Source organism: Ruegeria sp. CDSB013 (assembly GCF_059611165.1).
Map to the genome: position 1 here is coordinate 51948 of NZ_JBXWPA010000006.1, position 17806 is coordinate 69753.

At 53.4% G+C, this 17806-nt stretch carries 16 protein-coding genes; 12 read left to right on the forward strand and 4 right to left on the reverse strand.

From position 1 onward, the window contains the following. The first annotated feature begins 38 nt into the window (after positions 1-38). The 5 genes from AC2FJF_RS12020 to AC2FJF_RS12040 all read left to right on the forward strand — a co-directional run bounded on the left by AC2FJF_RS12020 (position 39) and on the right by AC2FJF_RS12040 (position 7914). Complete coding sequence (locus tag AC2FJF_RS12020) at positions 39-2099, forward strand: oxidoreductase (protein WP_496725612.1); 2061 nt, start codon at positions 39-41, stop codon at positions 2097-2099. Further along, positions 2099-3331 (forward strand): aromatic ring-hydroxylating oxygenase subunit alpha, encoded by a 1233-nt coding sequence (locus tag AC2FJF_RS12025; RefSeq protein WP_496725613.1) that lies wholly within the window; start codon positions 2099-2101, stop codon positions 3329-3331. Before AC2FJF_RS12020 ends, AC2FJF_RS12025 begins: the two co-directional genes overlap by 1 nt. Next, on the forward strand, positions 3324-4886 hold the full coding sequence (locus AC2FJF_RS12030; RefSeq protein ID WP_496725614.1) for a trimethylamine methyltransferase family protein: 1563 nt from the start codon (positions 3324-3326) through the stop codon (positions 4884-4886). The genes AC2FJF_RS12025 and AC2FJF_RS12030 overlap by 8 nt, the downstream gene beginning before the upstream one ends. Next, complete coding sequence (locus AC2FJF_RS12035; RefSeq protein WP_496725615.1) at positions 4879-6240, forward strand: aminotransferase; 1362 nt, start codon at positions 4879-4881, stop codon at positions 6238-6240. The genes AC2FJF_RS12030 and AC2FJF_RS12035 overlap by 8 nt, the downstream gene beginning before the upstream one ends. 1485 nt (positions 6241-7725) lie before the next feature. Further along, positions 7726-7914 carry a hypothetical protein gene (locus tag AC2FJF_RS12040; protein ID WP_480794126.1) on the forward strand — a complete coding sequence of 63 codons (189 nt, stop codon included), beginning with the start codon at positions 7726-7728 and terminating at the stop codon, positions 7912-7914. A 257-nt stretch (positions 7915-8171) separates the two neighbouring features. On the opposite strand, the gene AC2FJF_RS12045 is transcribed toward AC2FJF_RS12040, so the two are convergent. Next, positions 8172-9323: a hypothetical protein gene (locus tag AC2FJF_RS12045; RefSeq protein ID WP_496725616.1), complete on the reverse strand. Its 1152-nt coding sequence runs from the start codon at positions 9321-9323 to the stop codon at positions 8172-8174. A gap of 198 nt (positions 9324-9521) precedes the next feature. On the opposite strand from AC2FJF_RS12045, the gene AC2FJF_RS12050 reads away from it, so the two are divergent. Genes AC2FJF_RS12050 through AC2FJF_RS12060 form a run of 3 tightly spaced genes read left to right on the forward strand, consistent with a single transcriptional unit; the run spans position 9522 to position 12252 of the window. Beyond that, complete coding sequence (locus tag AC2FJF_RS12050; RefSeq protein ID WP_496725617.1) at positions 9522-10208, forward strand: PepSY domain-containing protein; 687 nt, start codon at positions 9522-9524, stop codon at positions 10206-10208. A gap of 44 nt (positions 10209-10252) precedes the next feature. Beyond that, on the forward strand, positions 10253-10912 hold the full coding sequence (locus tag AC2FJF_RS12055; protein ID WP_496725618.1) for a response regulator transcription factor: 660 nt from the start codon (positions 10253-10255) through the stop codon (positions 10910-10912). Next, a complete protein-coding gene (locus tag AC2FJF_RS12060) occupies positions 10912-12252 on the forward strand; it encodes a sensor histidine kinase (RefSeq protein WP_496725619.1) in 1341 nt (446 codons plus the stop codon). Before AC2FJF_RS12055 ends, AC2FJF_RS12060 begins: the two co-directional genes overlap by 1 nt. Positions 12253-12451: 199 nt before the next feature. Here AC2FJF_RS12060 and AC2FJF_RS12065 read toward each other — a convergent pair whose 3' ends face one another. From AC2FJF_RS12065 to AC2FJF_RS12075, 3 genes are all read right to left on the reverse strand, one after another. Continuing rightward, complete coding sequence (locus tag AC2FJF_RS12065; RefSeq protein WP_496725620.1) at positions 12452-12628, reverse strand: YgaP family membrane protein; 177 nt, start codon at positions 12626-12628, stop codon at positions 12452-12454. Between the two features lie 166 nt (positions 12629-12794). Next, the gene (locus tag AC2FJF_RS12070) at positions 12795-12986 is read right to left on the reverse strand and encodes a helix-turn-helix domain-containing protein (protein ID WP_496725621.1); all 192 of its coding nucleotides are present in this window, start codon (positions 12984-12986) and stop codon (positions 12795-12797) included. A 620-nt stretch (positions 12987-13606) separates the two neighbouring features. Further along, a complete protein-coding gene (locus tag AC2FJF_RS12075) occupies positions 13607-14452 on the reverse strand; it encodes a LysR family transcriptional regulator (RefSeq protein ID WP_496725622.1) in 846 nt (281 codons plus the stop codon). 86 nt (positions 14453-14538) lie between these two features. Between AC2FJF_RS12075 and AC2FJF_RS12080 the strand changes: the two genes are divergently transcribed. The 4 genes from AC2FJF_RS12080 to curA all read left to right on the forward strand — a co-directional run bounded on the left by AC2FJF_RS12080 (position 14539) and on the right by curA (position 17748). Further along, on the forward strand, positions 14539-15006 hold the full coding sequence (locus AC2FJF_RS12080; protein WP_496725623.1) for a c-type cytochrome: 468 nt from the start codon (positions 14539-14541) through the stop codon (positions 15004-15006). Between the two features lie 13 nt (positions 15007-15019). After that, positions 15020-15928 carry a c-type cytochrome gene (locus tag AC2FJF_RS12085; RefSeq protein WP_496725624.1) on the forward strand — a complete coding sequence of 303 codons (909 nt, stop codon included), beginning with the start codon at positions 15020-15022 and terminating at the stop codon, positions 15926-15928. 250 nt (positions 15929-16178) lie between these two features. Next, positions 16179-16511, forward strand: a complete 333-nt coding sequence (locus tag AC2FJF_RS12090) for a cation diffusion facilitator family transporter (protein ID WP_496725625.1) — start codon at positions 16179-16181, stop codon at positions 16509-16511. Between the two features lie 202 nt (positions 16512-16713). Beyond that, the gene (gene curA, locus AC2FJF_RS12095) at positions 16714-17748 is read left to right on the forward strand and encodes an NADPH-dependent curcumin/dihydrocurcumin reductase (RefSeq protein ID WP_496725626.1); all 1035 of its coding nucleotides are present in this window, start codon (positions 16714-16716) and stop codon (positions 17746-17748) included. The last annotated feature ends 58 nt before the right edge of the window (positions 17749-17806 follow it).

Consider the following 17806-nt stretch of genomic DNA (forward strand, 5'->3'; position numbering starts at 1 on the left):
TACGGCTCCGGATCCCAGATACAGGAAAACGCGTGAACATGTCGAACGCGAACCCATATGCTCTGCTTTTTGAACCGGTTCAGATTGGACCAGTCACAGCCAGAAATCGCTTTTATCAGGTGCCACATTGCACCGGGCTGGGGCATGTCCGACCGCGGGCGGATGCCGCCGTTCGTGGGATGAAAGCCGAAGGTGGGTGGGCGGTGGTTTCCAATCAGGAGACCGAGATTCACCCAACCTCAGACCTGTCTCCTTACGCCGAGGGGCGGCTATGGGACGGGCGCGATGTTCCCGCATTGCGGCTGATGACGGATGCGGTACATGCGCATGGTGCGCTGGCAGCTATCCAGCTGGTGCACAATGGCAACCATGCGCAGAACCTGCTGACCCGGGCTCCGGTTCTTGCACCTTCCGAGATGTCTGTCGATACGACGCATCCCAAGCAGGCGCAGGCCATGGACAAAGCTGATATTCGCGAGTTCCGCCGCTGGCACCGCGAGGCCGCCCTGCGCGCGAAAGATGCCGGATTTGACATCATTTACGTCTATGCCGGACACAACATGACTTTGGCGCAACATTTCATGCTGCCGCATATGAACCAGCGTAGTGATGAATATGGCGGGTCGCTTGAAAATCGCGTGCGCCTGACACGCGAACTGCTGGAAGATACCCACGAAGCTGTAGGTGACAGCTGCGCTGTGGCGCTCCGTTTTGCCATTGATGAGATGGTGGGCGCTGACGGCATGCAGGCTTCAGAAGAAGGCCGTGCCGTGGTCGAGCTTTTGGCCGATCTTCCTGACCTATGGGATGTGAATGTAGCCGACTGGTCCAATGACAGTGCGACAACCCGTTTTCAGCCAGAAGACGGATATCAGAACGCGTTTCTGTCGCACGTCAAACAGATCACACGGAAACCTGTGGTTGGTGTCGGTCGCCTGACGTCCCCCGACATGATGCTGTCGATGGTCAAAAAGGGAATTGTCGACCTCATCGGAGCGGCGCGACCTTCCATCGCGGACCCATTCATTCCCAAAAAGATTGAAGAGGGTCGCATTGACGAAATCCGCGAATGCATCGGCTGTAATATCTGCGTCTCATCTGACAATCTGGGCATCCCGATCCGTTGCACCCAAAACCCGACCATGGGCGAGGAATGGCGGCGTGGTTGGCACCCCGAGATCATCGCGCCGAAAAAGAGCAACGCGGATACTTTGGTTATTGGCGGTGGCCCTGCTGGTCTTGAATGCGCTACGCAGTTGGCAAGGCGAGGATATCAGGTGACCTTGGCCGAAGCCTCAGCTGAATTTGGTGGACGTGTTGCAATGGAAAGCAAACTTCCCGGCCTCGCGGCTTGGTCCCGCGTCGTCGATTATCGCCTGAATGATCTGAAGCAGCGCGGTAATGTCCAATTGTTCACCAACAGCAGGCTTGATGGCGATCAGGTGGCAGAGCTTGGCGTCGAACATGTCTTTGTGGCCACCGGCAGCCACTGGCGTACCGACGGCATGGGCCGTAGCACGCAGCGCCATATGCCTCAGATCGAGCAAACCGCCAAAGTGTTGACGCCTGATGATATTATGAACGGCCTTTTGCCCCCGGATGGCCCGGTGATGATCTATGATGATGACCACATTTATCTGGCAGGGGTAATCGCCGAAAAGCTGGCGACTGCAGGATACCAGGTGGTCTTTGTCACGCCGGAGAGTTTGGTCTCTGCTTACGCCGTAAATACTTTGGAGCAGCCTCGCATTCAGGCCCGCCTGATCGAACTTGGCGTCGACATTCGCTGCAATCAGGTGCTGACGACGATAGAAGGTGATGTGGCGCGCATCGGGTGCGCCTTTACCGGACGCGAAACGGATATTCCGTGTGCCTCGACAATTCTGGTTACCGAGCGCCACCGAGAGACAGCGCTTTATGACAGCTTGCACGGGATCGGTTTGAAAACCCTCGAACTTATTGGCGATGCCGCGTCTCCGGGGTTGATCGTGGACGCAGTCTTCGCAGGCCACCGCGCGGCACGCGATTTTGAACGCCCAAAGGCAGAAGCAGACAAGGATTGGTTTCGCCGCGAGATAATCGATTTGGAGGATACGTGATGAACAGCCGACCGTTTGAGTTAGATGCTTTGATGGCCTCGCACCAGTACGGCCACGCGCTGCCGCGTGAATTCTATACCTCGCAAGACATCTATAACTATGACATTGCCCAGGTCTGGAACCGTAACTGGCTTTGGGCCGGGCATGTCAGCCAAATCCCAAACCCCGGAGACTATTTTCTGTTCGACTATGGCCCGGAGAGCATCATTATTGTTCGCGACCGCGAAGGAGAAGTTCGCGCTCATTTGAACGTCTGTCGGCATCGGGGATCTCGCGTCTGCACTGAACAATCCGGCAACTCCCGTGTTCTTGTTTGCCCGTATCACGCTTGGACATATGAGCTATCGGGGAAACTTCGTGCGGGCCACAACATGGGAGAACACTTTGACCCATCCAAATTCGGGCTATTTCCCGTTCAGGTGAGTGTCTTCAAAGGCCTGATTTTTGTCTGTGCCGATGCAAACACGCCATCGCTTGATCCTGTCCTCAGCCAACTTGCGCCTTTGGTCGAACCCTATGGTTTAGACGACTTGAAAATTGCGCATACGGCGTCATTTCCGGTTCCAGCGAATTGGAAACTGGCGGTTGAGAACTATCTTGAATGCTACCACTGCGGACCAGCACACAAAGAATACTCTCGCTCTCATAGCCTGAAATCGCCACAAGACATGGCTGGCTTGGTCGAGCCGCTGAATGCAAGGGCTGTAGAAGTCGGGCTGACGCCCGATGAATTGGCGCTTGTTGGCGAGGCTGCGCCCACCCCATTCACCAGCGGGTACTATCGGCGCTACCCGCTTTACCAAGGTTACAAAACCGGCAGCAAATCGGGCGAGGCGCTTGCGCCATTGCTTGGAGCGCTGAAAGGCTTCGACGGTGGCGCAACTGACTTTGATATTGGTCCATTGAATTGGTTCCTGATCTATTCGGATCACATGGTGGGTTACCGCTTTGTTCCACGTGGCCTACAGGAAACCGACATTCAGGTGGTCTGGCTGGTTCGCGCTGACGCCGAAGAAGGCCAGGATTACGACAAGGAAGACCTGACCTGGCTTTGGCATGTCACCTCTTTGGATGACGAGCGCATCATTCGCCACAACCAGTCCGGCGTGAATTCTCAATACTTCCAACCGGGCCCCTTGGGCGAAATGGAAACCTCGATCCAGGATTTTTACGATTTCTATTTCACCATGATCAGCCCGGAACCAGAACAAAGGATGGCCGGTAATGGCTGAGGCAAAATCACGCCGTCGCGGTGGTGGTGGGCGCGCCGCGCGCATAAAGGTGCAACAGGCGACCACGGGCAACGAGGCCGTGCGTGGAGGCTTAAGCGGCGGGCGCTATAAGCCGTTGACCCAATCAGATATGGAGAACATCCACCAAGCGGCCCTGACCGTTCTGGAAAACACCGGCGTCACCGACCATTTCCCGGAACTGCTTGATCTGGTGCTGCCCAAGGGCGCGGTGATGAATGACCTCAATCGACTGTGCTTCCCCCGTGCCCTGATGGAAGACATTCTGGCTGGTGCTGCCAGGGAATTTTACGTCCATGCCCGCGGAGAGCGTGAAGGCAAAGACGACATGCATTGCAAGGCAGAGAGTGTCTATTTCGCCAACTCTGGCACCGCCGTCACCACCTTCGATTCCGAGACCAAAACTTATCGCCCTTCGGTCCTGCGCGATGTTTATGATTTCACTCGCCTGGTTGACCGTTTGGACAATATTCATATGCTGGGCGACACGGTGTTGGCCACCGACGTGACAGATGATTTCGCTCACGACATGAACACCATATATGCGATGCTCGCAGGTAGCCAAAAGCCTGCCTGTCTGACCTTTCGCGACCGCAGCCATATCCCGCACGCCATCCGCATGTTTGATTTGGCTCAGGGTGGTGAAGGCGCTTTCATGAAAAAGCCAAGCGTCATTTTTGGTGGCTGCCCCATGGTTTCGCCCCTGCGGATCGGTAAGGAAAACATGGAAATCCTGATTGATACCGCCAAGCTTGGTCTGACTGTCGATCTGGCCGTGCCTCCTCAGGCCGGGGCCACAGCCCCCGCGACGCTTGCGGGAACACTGGTTCAAACCGTGGCCGAAACACTGGCCTGCGTTGCCATTGTAAACCTCATTACGCCGGGCTGCCCGGTCTGTTTTGCCGCCTGGCCCTTCATCACGGACTTGCGCAGCGGGTCGTTTACCGGCGGCAGCGGTGAACAGGCTCTCATCGGGGCAGCGGCCATTCAGATGGGCAATTTCTATGGCCTGCCCACATCCGTTGGCGCAGGCATGACCGATGCCAAAATACCCGACGCGCAATACGGGTTGGAAAAGGCGCTGACCTTCACACTTGCCGCACATGCCGGTGCCAATCGCCTTTGCGAGTTTGGCGGTATGATCGGCAGCCTGATGGGATGCAGTTTTGAAAGCATGGTTATCGATGACGAAGCGGGTGGTATGATCCTGCGATCATTACGCGGGATAGAAGTCACAGATGAAACCATGGCGGTGGATGTGATCCACCAATGCGCCATCGACCCAGGTCATTTCCTCGGCAACCCACACACGCTGAACTATATGAACACCGAATTTGTCTACCCGCGGCTCATGGATCGTGAGCGTACAGATACATGGGAAAACGAAGGCAAAACTGATCTATTGGACCGCGCCCGTGACAAGGCCAATTCCATTCTCGACAGCCATTTCCCCAACTACTTCGGCGCTTCAGACGCTCAGGTGCGCGAAGAGTTCCCAATTGTGATGAGCGCAGAAAGTATGGCCCGCCGTGGATAATTCTATCGCCAAGCACTGGGACAACGACCATTTCCTGCACCCGTGGGAAGGGATGGCAACTTTGGGCGAAAACGACCGCACTTTTATCGAAGGTGCCAGCGGCATCCATGTGGTGAACGAAAAAGGCGAACGCTTGATCGATGGACCGGGCGGCATGTGGTGCACCCAGATCGGTTATGGGCGCGAGGAGATGGCCGAGGCCATGGCTGAGCAGGCTCGGAACCTTGCCTATTTCTCGCCCTTTAACAACTCCAACTCGACTGCCGCGCGGTTCGCACGCGAAATCGCCAAACGGGCGCCGGGCGACTTGAACAATGTCTTTTTTACCACTGGCGGTTCCACTGCGGTGGATACGGCCATCCGCTTTGTCCACTTTCGAAACAACCTTTTGGGTCTGCCCGAGAAAAAGAAGATCATTTCAAGGCAAAAAGCCTATCACGGAAGCACTTATCTGGCGGCCAGCGTCAGTGGAAAAGAGCGTGACAGGCTTTGGCTAGACAAGGCGGATGACCTCGCACATTTCCTGCCTGACGTGAATCCGCTCTACCGTGCAACTAGTCAAAGCGAAGAGAGCTTTCTGAAAGAGAAGGTTTCCGATCTTGAAAACGCCATTGTGGCACTTGGTCCAGAAAATGTTGCCGCTTTTATCGCCGAACCTGTTCTGGCATCTGGCGGCGTGATCGTACCGCCAAAAGGATATCACGAAGGCTGCCTAAACATCTGCAGGAAGTATGATGTTCTATATATCTCGGACGAAGTGGTGACAGCTTTTGGGCGATTGGGTCATTGGTTTTCGTCTGATGCAGTTTTTGGCATTCAGCCAGACATAATCACCTGTGCCAAAGGAATGACATCCGGGTATGCACCTATGGGCGCCGCGGTTATCTCGGATAGATTGATCGCCGACGTTGCGGGAAAAGATGCTACCTTTTCTAATGGTTACACCTATTCTGGCCACCCGGTCAGCGCGGCCGCTGGTCTAAAAAGTATGGAAATTATTGAACGGGAACAGCTTCTCGAACACGTTCGGAACGTCGCTCCGGTATTTCAGGATCAACTACAGCAGCTGCGTCAGATTGACATCGTTGCCGATGTGCGCGGGATGGGGTTGATGGGATGCGTTCAATGCTCAGTTGATGGTGATCCCCGGAGCGACCTGGGATGCGACTACGAGATTGGCGGCCAAATCGATATTGAATGCCAGAAACGTGGGCTACTTGTTCGACCTGTGATCAACATGTGTGTTCTTTCACCGCCCCTAATGATTAGCGAAAGTGAAATTGAGCAGATGTTTTCTGTCTTGCGCAAAGGGCTTGAAGCGACAAGTGCCTGGCTCGGCGGGATCAGGGACTAATGAAATGCGTGCGCCTTTGTTGTGAATGTCCAGAGATCGGGATGCCATTGAAGCATTTGAGCTTAGAGCTCAAGGTCCGTTTCTCCAATTGAGCGTTTGGGTCAAGCTCGATTTCCTTGATTGTAAGGGGCCATATTCACTCTTCCGGGTCACACTTCTCTTCGCAGTCTGGGTGATGCCGGACGACTCACTTCGTTTTTTACAATTGCCTGGGCCACAGTCGACGGCCGTCCTTCCCAACGGGAATTGAGTAGCCGAACGCATGGAGTTGTTTTGTATTTTCTAATCACTTGTGAACTCACCTAAAGCTTGAGAGTTCATGATGTCTGTTTCCTTTTGAAGGCATCATAAGCTTCTAGGTGCTAGTTCTCACGAACTCTCTCGTCGCGCTCGTTTTCAGCGCCTGTGCGAATGGTCTCTCAGAAGCGCGAGAGAATGCACATAAAAGGAGTTTTCGGCATGTTTCGCCGACCGGTCAGAGTTTTCACACAGCCTCCGGACAAAGCTGCTGTCGGTTAAATGGTTGCTTGTGACGGGTCTATGGCCCAAACCGGACGTTCCCAGCTGAGCTTTGCAAATCCCGAGTTGCTTAAGAAAGCAAAAAAGTCCGTGGCGAAGGCTTTGCCAAAGCCCCGTTCGGGCCAACCATAGACGCAGTTTAGATGAATTCTTCGCCACAACTGAGGTCTTGCGCAGGTCCATCCCTTCGAATCTGGCAATTCGACCGAATGACTGCAAACTGAATTTAGTGCGAGAAACCACCAATGCACTCAATTCAGGACATCAGCGATTGCCCTTATCAGGTTCAACACTTCATAAGTTTCACGGTTTATTTCGTAAACGTAGTTTCCGGCTCGCACGTAATATCCATTGCGCCGTAATCCCCACCGGCTAGGATTATCGACTCGGGCATACCCATCATAAATGTAGTCCCGACGACGGTATTTTTTGGCCTGTCCTGGCGGTACGAACGGGACCGCTTTTTTCGCCAAGCCTGGTGGACAAAGTCCGGATTTGGATTTCACTTGGATTGGCGGGTAGCGCCAACTCCACTAGCTTGCCCTGTGTTATGGCTCCACAAACTGGGATTTGCGTTGGCTGGTGACGCACCTTGTGCGGTCAGTGCCAGCGCCAAAACTCCAATAATTTTTTTCCTAACGAGCACCTTCTCTATCTTAACAGCCTAGATATGAGTTTGAATGGGTAATGGCGAGTTCATCAGCGAAGAGTCGCTTTCCTGTACGATAAATTGCTTACGACCTGAGACCATGTGCTGAGATTGTGATCGCATGATCCAACCAAAGTGCCAGGTTAGGGTGCTCTTCGTCCACCTCGTCGCCCGCTTAATCCTTTGTCTTTATTTCGCGAACAACATTAACCGAACGTGAACAATGTGTTCTCAAAGTGTTCAATCAAACTGAGGCATAGTGCTCATGTTGGATCGAACGAGTTGTAAACCGTTTGATCGCTGACAAGGGGAAACGCATGATTAAGTCTGCCTTTGTGACTGAAGAGTCCAGCCCAACAACTGTGATGCAAACCTCCGGCAAAGTTGCCGTGGAACGTTTGTCAACCACAACAAGGTCGAGCAGTGGTCGCTTCCCTCCTATAGAAAATGCACTGACAGAAATCGTTAAAAACAAGCGGCTTTTTGAGGCACATAACAACGTCTGAAGACAGTTCAGCAGACTCTCAAACAATTCCCGATATTCGTCCTAAATATTGGAATTGATAACTAAATCCTGCTCCGGTTTGGGGCGGGGTTTCTTTTTGTGCGCCCTAGGGAAATTGACGCAACCTTTGGCGAACTCAATGAACTTCGGGCCAGCCGCTTCTCACTCTTGGGAAACATTTGGCTGGCCCGGCGCTGAGTGCTTCCGTGAGTGGTCAGCACTTCGAATTGATTGACGGGAAGAGGCTGGGATCTTTCGTTACAGACCCAACAACGCTTTCACCTCTTCTTCAACTGCGTCGGTGACGGGTTTGTTGGCTGCGGCTTCCAGCGCTTCTCGCTCAGCCAATTCTTGTTCATCAACCAGATCAACGAGTTCTTGCACTTCTTCGGTTGCTTCTTCGTATTCAACAGCAGCTTGTCGTTCGTCGTTCAGGTCCTGTGCTTCTTCGACCGAACTGTCTAAATCCGCACGTGCTTCTTCGAGCTGTTCTTCGATTTCAGGATCCGTTCCACCGGCGTCTTCGAGCGCCTGTTCAAGGTCTTCGACCCTCTCTTGATTCTCTTGAACGTCGACCAGAGCTGTGCGCAAGTCTTCTTCTATCTCCGGAATAGTCCGCTCTGGAGGTTCCAATCCGGCGAGTTCTTCCAATTGTTCCGCAAGCTCCTCGCGCAGCGGCTCTCCGGCTAGAACGGTGTCTCGGTAATTGGCAATTCGACCGACACGGGAATTGGGTGCAGCGTTTTCTAATGCAGTTGCGTTGGCATTGGCTGCGTTAAGCGCTCCTAATTCGGACGGGTGAGCGCCGAGAAGCGCCGCCATACTGTTCCCTTTGGTTCGCACGGCCGGGCGGATGGACTCTTCGACAACCACGGTTGTTGATGATTTCGAATATGTCCTTGGCTTTTGCTTACCGCTATGAGCGGTCGTGTTTTTCTTTGAAGTGTTAAACGTTCTAGTCTTACCTTTTCCGCTGAAGATATCCTTCAATGTAAAACGACCGCTATTCCCAGAAGCAGAGCGCGAGGATTTTGACTTCGAGTTTCCAAAAATGGACTTCCCAGCACTTCGCCCACTCCGGCCTTTGTCGGCATCTTTCTTTCCGCCTTTGTTACCGGCAGAACTGTGGTCGCTACGGTCTCCTTTATCTGAGTTCCCTTTGCCGCTGCTATTACCTTTTCCGCCGCCGTTTCCTCCAGCGTTTCCATTATCGGCGCCCTTGCCGTTTCCGCCAGCGTCACCTTTTCCGCCGCCGTTTCCTCCACCTTTACCGTTTCCTCCGCCATTGCCTTTACCTTCCTTAGCAAAGGCTACATCCGGCGCGGCGATGGTGGCCACGATGGCAGTTGATCCCAGCAACGCGATTGCCAAGGTTGATGCTTTTAACAGTCCAAAATTGGTGGTTTTCATAACAGCCTCCTCAGTGGAAATCAGCGGACGTTAATTCTTTAAATCGGCTCTCTGTGTTCCAAAGTCTCGATTCACGTACGAATCTTCAAAGTTCGTTTCCATTTAACTTGAGGGTGCTTGAACGCAGGGCTAACTGCTTGTTCATCATCGGTTCATGTCGAAAGACGTAGCCTCTAGCCGCGAAATACGAGGACGTTCATGCGTGCGAAGGTGATCTTGATTGTTGCAAGTTTGCTGGTTGCTTTGCCCATTGGGGAAGCGGCTGCCCAGACGCGCGAGCTCATGCAAGGTGAACTGCGCAAGGCGACCTTGACCGGCGGCACCATCCGTTTGAAACGGGTTATCAAAGGCGTCGAGAAAGCCTTTGGTGGCACCCCCGTTGATGCGCGCGCGTTTCAGGCTGATCAAATTTACTATCGCATTCTTGTCAAAAAGCCCGATGGAAAAATTGTCAGTGTAATTGTGAATGCCCAGACCGGAACGGTCGTTTCCAATCGATCCAGTGTTGGTCGACAAATATCGAAAGCAGCGCGTTCGACACCTGCTGACGTCAGCAACAGTCGCAATACTTCTACGAGCCGTGGAAACAATGGCAACGGAGGTGGCAACGCTGGTGGCAACGGGAATGCTGGAGGCAATGGTAACGGTGGCGACAACGGCAATGCTGGAGGCAACGGCGGCGGCAATGGCAATGCTGGAGGCAACGGCGGCGGCAATGGCAACGCCGGTGGCAATGGCAACGGTGGCGGCAACGGTAACGGCGGCGGCAATGGCAACGGTGGCGGCAACGGTAACGGCGGCGGCAATGGGAACGGCGGTGGTAACGCAGGTGGCAATGGCAACGGCGGTGGGAATTCTGGCGGGAACGGCAAAGGCGATCGTTAAAAATAGTGCTTAAACTAATGCCGTTGCGACTGTAGCTTTTGAATATGAGAGTACTTCTGGCTGAAGATGAACCGCAACTATGCGAGCAGGTTAAAAAACTTCTAATTGCGGAAGGCCGTGTTGTAGATGTGGCCAACAATGGTACAGACGCCCTGCACCTGGGTGCGACAGAACCTTACGACATAATCATCCTCGACATCGGGTTGCCAGAACGCGACGGTATTTCTGTCTTGCGTGAATGGCGTAGTGCAGGCGTTAAGACGCCTGTTTTGATCCTGACGGCTCGCGACGGGTGGAGCGAGCGCGTGGATGGCCTGGATGCCGGCGCTGATGACTACATGACCAAGCCGTTCCACATGCCCGAGTTGGCAGCACGTGTGCGTGCAATCCTGCGCAGACAAAGCGGTCAGTTGAACCCTGTGATCGAAATGGGGGATGTCTCGCTCGACACACGAAACGGGCGCGTCAGTGTTGGTGGAATTCCTGTGGTTCTGACCGCGCAAGAGATCGCCGTTCTTACCTACCTTGCTCACAACATGGGACGCATGGTTTCGCGCACCGAGTTGTCAGAACACATTTACGAATACGACGGCGATCGGGATTCCAACACCATTGCTGTTTTCATAACCCGGCTGCGTAAAAAACTAGGCTCTGAACTTATTACGACTGTCAGAGGGCGCGGCTATATGATCGATACCGCCTGATGTTGTCGCTTCGCCAACGCGCGTTGCTTGGCGGCCTCGCGACTGGCGCCCTTTCTGTGGGTGTCGGAACGCTCGTTGTGTTTTCCTACATCAATACCCGCGTCCTGGAACAGTTTGATGAGACGCTGCGCGACAGGCACACGCAACTTATTGTCGGCCTGAGCGCAACCACAGACGACCCTGAGGCTCTGCGTGATCTCATGTTCGACCCGGCCTACGGAACGCCGTACTCCGGCAGGTATTGGCAAGTGACGGATGGCAGCGGCGCCATATTTACGTCCGCATCGCTCTTTGACGAAACAATTTCCGAACCTGCTGGCTTGAGGGAAGAGGCAGTCGTCTGGAACACCGCTGGCCCGGATAATGAGGCCGTGCGAAGTGTGTTTCAGAAGATCACGTTCGAAGACGGAACCGAATGGGGCGTGACTGTCGCTGAAAGCAGAGGAGAGCTGATCAGCGAACGCCGGGCCGCGCAGGACAACTTGCTGCCGGTTTTTGGATTGGTTGGCTTGATCGGAGTTGCTGGTTCATTGATGTTGATGTCTGCAATTGTCGGTCCTCTCAGGAAGCTGCGCGCAGATGTGGCGCATCGCTGGGACAAGGGAGACGATCTTAAGCCGGAGGGCTATCCGGAAGAAGTTTCGCCACTTGTCGAGGACCTCAATCAATTGCTGCACAGAAACCGCGAGATTGTATCTGGTTCTCGACGGCAAGCGGCTGATTTGGCGCATGCGCTAAAAACCCCGACTGCGATCCTCCGAAACGAACTGGCAGCTTTGTCGGACAACGGAGCAGATACCGAACCTGCCGACGACGCGTTGAACAGGATCGATGCTCAGCTCAAGCGCTCCCTTGCACGCATGCGTGCGTCAAACACCGCTGAACTTACATACTCTCGAACTGATCTTACTCATTCGGTTAATAGGCTATCCAGATTGTTCTCGGTCACGGCAGAGCGTGAAGGAAAATCTTTAACGACAGAATGCGAGAGCGGACTTCAGGTCCGAATGGACGCTCAAGACATCGAAGAAGTGATTGGAAACCTCCTCGACAACGCTCTGAAATGGTGTCGGACAAGAATTCACATAGCTGCCAAACGTGTTGCGGGCGGTATTGAGATTTGCATTGAGGATGACGGACCTGGAATTCCAGAAGATGCACGTGAAGGGGTACTGCATTCCGGAGGGCGGCTGGACACTTCTGTTCGAGGAACCGGTTTAGGTTTGGCCATAACAGTTGACTTGTTGAACGCTTACGGCTGCAAGCTAACACTGGATACATCCTCTAGCCTCGGCGGCTTGGCTTGCCGGATTCTAATTTCAGGAAAGACACAAACATAAATAGCCGAGACCAGTCCCTAGCTTCGGGCAATCGAAGTACAACTCATTTGAGAAGAATGGGAATTCGAACGACTTCGACACTTCTCGTACGGGGAACAGTGTGCGTGTTGGCCGCGACTGCGGAATCGTAGCAAGATATAGAATAACGGGCGCATGTCACAGGGCGAACTTTGCAAAGCCCGGTTACTGCGCTTCACTGTTATTCGAACAGCATGCACCATCTTGTCGGTTTTTGACTCATTGCGGCCTTGCGCCAACGCAGCAATGCCGTTGCGCCAGGCAGGTTCACGCTGCACGTCTTGATCCTTAGCGCGGAGTAGATCGGGCCAACGCCAACTAGACCTGTGATGAGCGGGATGATGCCAATAAGCCCCACATCGTCTGAGAGCCGACAAAGGTCAAAGACAGCAACACAAGGTCAAGAATGATACGCGTGCGCGACCAAGTGTTCCTTCATTTCTGGACATCATTAAATCCTCCTTGGTTGATTGATGCCCAATTCTAACCTTTTACGTCGCCGACAGACGGTGACAGAGTCACCGCTAACCTGCGGCAACATGTTCCAGTTCCTTGCGATCAAGTATGGCGATGCCGTCCTCATGCTGCTTTACCCAGCCTTTCTTCGCGAACTCCGCCAATCTGCGGGACACGTAGGCGCGGCCTGAGGCTGTTTCGCTTGTGAGTACGGAGTGGGTTGCCTTCACCCTGCTGCCTGAAGACGCAAGCCTTATCAAGGCCTTGGCGAGTCACGCATCGAAGTTCGTAAGCGCCACATCTTCAATCAACTGCTGTTGTTCCGAAAACCGCGAGGAAACGGACAACATAATCATAACTCGGAACTCAGCGTCCTCGGCGAGCTTCTTTCGAAACTCGTGAGCTAGCACGATTTGCCCGGTCAAGTCGGTCTCTGCAACACCTTCGGCACCGTAGGCCTCGTCCCTTATCAGGCATGATAAAATCTAGAGGCATACGTCGGCCGGCGTGACACGATATAGGACCACTTCGCGTCCGCTCGGGCCTGTAAGCGTTACACGACTTGATCCCTCTGACAGAATGATGAAGCCTGGACATGCTTGACCTGGTTGAAAGACTGTTGCGCCACATGGCGCGGCAAAACTGCGGAAGACACTCATTCTCGCAAATCTCCCAATTTCCCGAAGATTAGAAACTTGTGAATTGATCAATTCAAGCCGGATCGCCTTAGATTCTTCTCGTGTGCAGTCTGGGCTCAGTTTTGCCGTTCTCCGCAGCAATCATAATTGATTGGAGCAGCCCAATGCGAACGTTTCCGACTGGACATTGCAAACTTGGAAAGTCAAAAATTTAAGAACTCGAAAGTCTCAGTTGCATAAAATCACTTAGCAAGCGCTTCCGATATGCGTTCGACTAGTGCCTTCTGAACTAAGGCAAACCTTGGAGTTTGCGAGATTTCTTCTAACGTTGCGACCCACAGCGGAACCTCGAACTTAGGATTCACGTCCTTCGACCGCTTAAGGCGGGTATCCACGTCGCCAAAAAATGACGGCAAAAAGGTTTTACCAGCTCCCGAGGCCGCCATCTGCTGTAGCACCAGAAAACTGTCTGCTCCATTGGTCATTTCGTCGGCGCTTACATTCTGCGCCAGCCATTTGGCAGGAAGTGAACGACTCAACGCTCCGTCTAGCCTCATCCACTTGCGATTGGGGCTACCATCGTCATAGACACCGAAGGACAGCGTTCCTGCACGCTCTCCGATTAACCCTTCCCCGAGCTTTATCGAAGGGCGCACAGCAATGTCTGCTGTCAGTCGGGAAAGATCATGGTGGCTGTTCTGGCTTAGCAGAGTCAGGTTCAAACCTGGGTAAAGGAGTGAGATTTTGTTGAGTATTCTTGGGAGAACAATCTGACAAAGACTATCAGTCGATGTAATGCGCACGTGACCCATTGGCGAGCGATTTGCTCCGACAACCGCCCGCTCCACCGAAAGCACCGCTTCTTCAACGCTTTCCATGGCTGAAAAGATCGCACTGGCTTCGGGGAGAACGGAATATCCTGACGAACTTTTCTGAAAAACCACGCAACTATTGCGTTCTTCGAATGCGGCCACCCTGCGCAAGACTGTGGCGTGCGTGACGCCCATCGCCGCCGCCGCCGCGTTCAACGAACCGTATTTGCTTACGGCTAGTGCGTACCGAATGTCATCCCAGTTTTCATTGTTCATAAATTAACAAGTGACGACCAATAACAAACAATTACAAGAAAATTCGTTCAAGCTAACATTCGGAGCATTGAACAGGGAGACACATCATGATGAAGAAGTTCTCAATCTTCGCGGCAGGTCTTTTGTCATTGGTCGCCATTGGCACAGCCATCGCCCACGAAAGTGAAAACCCGGCTGTGAAAGCTCGAACCTCAATCATGCAACTCTATGCCTTCAATCTTGGTACACTTGGCGGCATGGCCAAAGGCGAAGTGGACTATGATGCCGAAGCCGCAACACGGGCTGCAAACAACCTTGTTGTGCTAACGCAGATCGACCAATCCGCGATGTGGCCCCAGGGATCTGACAATGTGTCCGATCCGTCCACCCGAGCGCTGTCGGCAATCTGGGAAAACTTCCCTGACGTTGGTGCGAAAGGGCAGGCCATGGCAGATGCCGCTATTGCGATGCAGGCTGCGGCTGGCCAAGATGTTGATGCCCTGAAAGCGGCCATGGGCGATCTGGGTGGAAGCTGTTCGGCGTGTCACAAAGCTTACAGAGCACCGAAAGACTAATCGGCAGATAGCTGTGAAGCGGATTTTCCTATTTACCGCTTTCGTTGCACTTTTGGTTGGGTTGGCCGGTTTGGTTCTGACCCGACCACAAAGAGTGGAGCCGTCTCAACTCGACGGTTTGAACCCAGATCACGCCAGAGGTGAAATCGTGTTCTACGCGGCAGGATGCGCATCCTGTCATGCAGCGCCTGATGCAGTTGGCGAGGACAAGCTCATGCTCTCCGGTGGTCGCCGGTTTGAGACGGATTTCGGCACGTTCACTGCCCCCAACATTTCCAGTGACCCAGAAGTCGGCATTGGGTCCTGGTCTGCCCTGGATCTGGCCAACGCCTTGATCCAGGGGACCGGACCCGAAGGGCAGCACTATTTTCCAGCGTTTCCCTATACATCTTACGCCAACATGTCAGCACACGACGTCGTTTCGCTTCACGCATTCCTCGGCACTCTGCCAGCAGCCACAACTGCAAGCGTTCCGCATGAGGTAGGTTTTCCTTTCAATGTTCGTCGTGGATTGGGGGGATGGAAACTGTTGTTCATGACGCCAGGTTGGGTAGTCGAAAGTGATTTGACCGACCAACAAAGACATGGCAGGTATTTAGTCGAGGCGCTGGGTCATTGCGCTGAATGCCATACCCCGCGAAATGGTCTAGGTGGTATAAAACGAGACCTTTGGCTGACGGGCGCTCCAAATCCAAACGGGAAAGGTCGAATCCCCGGCCTTACTTCAGACCAGCTTGATTGGTCCGAGGCTGACATTGCCGAGTACCTCAAATCTGGCTTCACGCCGGATTATGACAGTGCTGGTGGAGAAATGGTGGAGGTCATCGAGAACACGTCTCGCCTTACAGATGAGGACCGTTTGGCGATTGCCGCGTATCTCAAAACTGTTCCTGTTTCGTCGACGAGGCTTCCATCAGAGTAACGTCGTTGGCGCCATGCAGGGGGACCAGAGGCTGTCGTCGGTCGCTGTTAGGAAGCCGCGGGGCATATTCCCTTTTCACCAAACACCTGTTTTACGTGCTGAACACCGGAGTTCACCAGTCACCCGAGTTTCTGATCATGATTGACAAAGGGTCGTGGCCAAATGACACAAAAAAATCGCTCTTTGGTCCATTCCAATATCCATTGTGGTACTGGCCCTGTAACTGCTGACCTGGTAGCTGACGGGCTCGGTGGCGTTGTTGTCAGACGCAATGGAATCAACTGTAAACGTCGTTGCAGCGCTGCTGGCGTATTTTGCAGTTCGGATTTCCAATATACCCCCTGACGAAAAACACCTCTTTGGTCACAAAAAGGCCGAGTATCTTTCCGCCGTCGCCGAGGGCGTACTGATTGTGCTGGCGGCATTCTTGATCATCAGAGAAGCTGTGCTGGCACTCCCAAACCCGCATCTTGAGTATGCGTCACTTCTTGGAATCGTTGTCAATGTCATCGCAACTGGTGTGAATGGCGCATGGGCTTACCCACTGTTCGGAAATTGTGCGTTTCCTTGCAAGCCATGGTGAGAAAATTTTACAATTGAACTTGAGGAACCACGCATGTGTTGATGCCCTTCCGTCCATTGGCGTAAGGAAGTTGATGAGCTCGTGCTCAAGGGAAACTGAACGTTCTGTCGATCCAGCGCCGGGAACCTGAAACTGATACGTACTCTTCGCAAAGAATACCTCCGCTTCCCTCAAACCGACACGTATAAGGAAAGAGCACTAAATGACCCAGACCACTGATACTAATCGCCGGATCGTATTGAATGAGCGCCCCAGTGGCGAGCCCGACGCCAGTACGCTCCGTTTGGAAACCGCAGATATCCCTACGCCGGGCGCAGGTGAAATGCTGGTCCGCTCACATTACCTGTCGCTCGACCCCTACATGCGTGGGCGGATGAACGACGCTAAATCCTATGCCGAACCCGTAGCAATAGGAGAAGTGATGACGGGACAAGTTGTAGGGGAAGTCATTGCTGCAAATCTCGATGGTTTCGAAGTTGGCGACTTTGTCCTCTCAAACAGTGGGTGGCAAGATTATGCAATCTCCGATGGTCACGAGGTCATCAACATGGGTAAATCTCCCCAAAACCCGTCTTGGGCTCTTGGGATACTTGGGATGCCTGGCTATACTGCCTATGCAGGGTTATTGCAGATAGGCGAACCAAAACCCGGCGAAACCGTTGTTGTTGCCGCAGCCTCCGGCCCTGTTGGAGCCACCGTGGGTCAGATTGCCAAACTCAAGGGTTGCCGAGTTGTCGGGATTGCTGGTGGGGCCGAAAAGTGTGCCCATGTGGTCGAAAACCTCGGTTTCGACGCCTGTATTGATCATAAGACCGCCGATTTTGCCGACCAGCTGCGCGCAGCATGCCCCGATGGGATCGATGTCTACTTCGAGAATGTTGGTGGCAAGGTGCTTTATGCTGTTTTACCCTTGCTCAACCCCTTTGCCCGTATGCCAATCTGCGGCGTGATTTCGTGGTACAATTTGACGGATCTACCCAAAGGTCCCGATATGGGACCAGCAATAATGGGCACCTTGCTGAGGCAGAAGGTGAAAGCACAGGGTTTCATCATTTTCGACAGCTTTCCAATATCGCTTTACCAAGAGTTCACACGCGATATGACAAGCTGGATTCAGGATGGTGCGGTTAAGTACCGCGAGCACATGGTGGATGGGTTGGAGGCTGCACCAGAAGCCCTGAACCAGCTACTTCGCGGGGAGAATTTTGGCAAAATGGTTGTGAATGTTGGTGCCTGAAGAGGCCAAGGAAAGTTCTAACGAACAAGTGCCAATCGATTTTTTGGTTGGCACTAAT

What these genes read in the sequence shown, in the direction of transcription:
- AC2FJF_RS12045 (WP_496725616.1), bottom strand. Translation starts at nt 9,323, where the DNA reads ATGAAAACCACCAATTTTGGACTGTTAAAAGCATCAACCTTGGCAATC.
- AC2FJF_RS12025 (WP_496725613.1), top strand. Translation starts at nt 2,099, where the DNA reads ATGAACAGCCGACCGTTTGAGTTAGATGCTTTGATGGCCTCGCACCAG.
- AC2FJF_RS12030 (WP_496725614.1), top strand. Translation starts at nt 3,324, where the DNA reads ATGGCTGAGGCAAAATCACGCCGTCGCGGTGGTGGTGGGCGCGCCGCG.
- AC2FJF_RS12020 (WP_496725612.1), top strand. Translation starts at nt 39, where the DNA reads ATGTCGAACGCGAACCCATATGCTCTGCTTTTTGAACCGGTTCAGATT.
- AC2FJF_RS12055 (WP_496725618.1), top strand. Translation starts at nt 10,253, where the DNA reads ATGAGAGTACTTCTGGCTGAAGATGAACCGCAACTATGCGAGCAGGTT.
- curA (WP_496725626.1), top strand. Translation starts at nt 16,714, where the DNA reads ATGACCCAGACCACTGATACTAATCGCCGGATCGTATTGAATGAGCGC.
- AC2FJF_RS12080 (WP_496725623.1), top strand. Translation starts at nt 14,539, where the DNA reads ATGATGAAGAAGTTCTCAATCTTCGCGGCAGGTCTTTTGTCATTGGTC.
- AC2FJF_RS12075 (WP_496725622.1), bottom strand. Translation starts at nt 14,452, where the DNA reads ATGAACAATGAAAACTGGGATGACATTCGGTACGCACTAGCCGTAAGC.
- AC2FJF_RS12050 (WP_496725617.1), top strand. Translation starts at nt 9,522, where the DNA reads ATGCGTGCGAAGGTGATCTTGATTGTTGCAAGTTTGCTGGTTGCTTTG.
- AC2FJF_RS12040 (WP_480794126.1), top strand. Translation starts at nt 7,726, where the DNA reads ATGATTAAGTCTGCCTTTGTGACTGAAGAGTCCAGCCCAACAACTGTG.
- AC2FJF_RS12060 (WP_496725619.1), top strand. Translation starts at nt 10,912, where the DNA reads ATGTTGTCGCTTCGCCAACGCGCGTTGCTTGGCGGCCTCGCGACTGGC.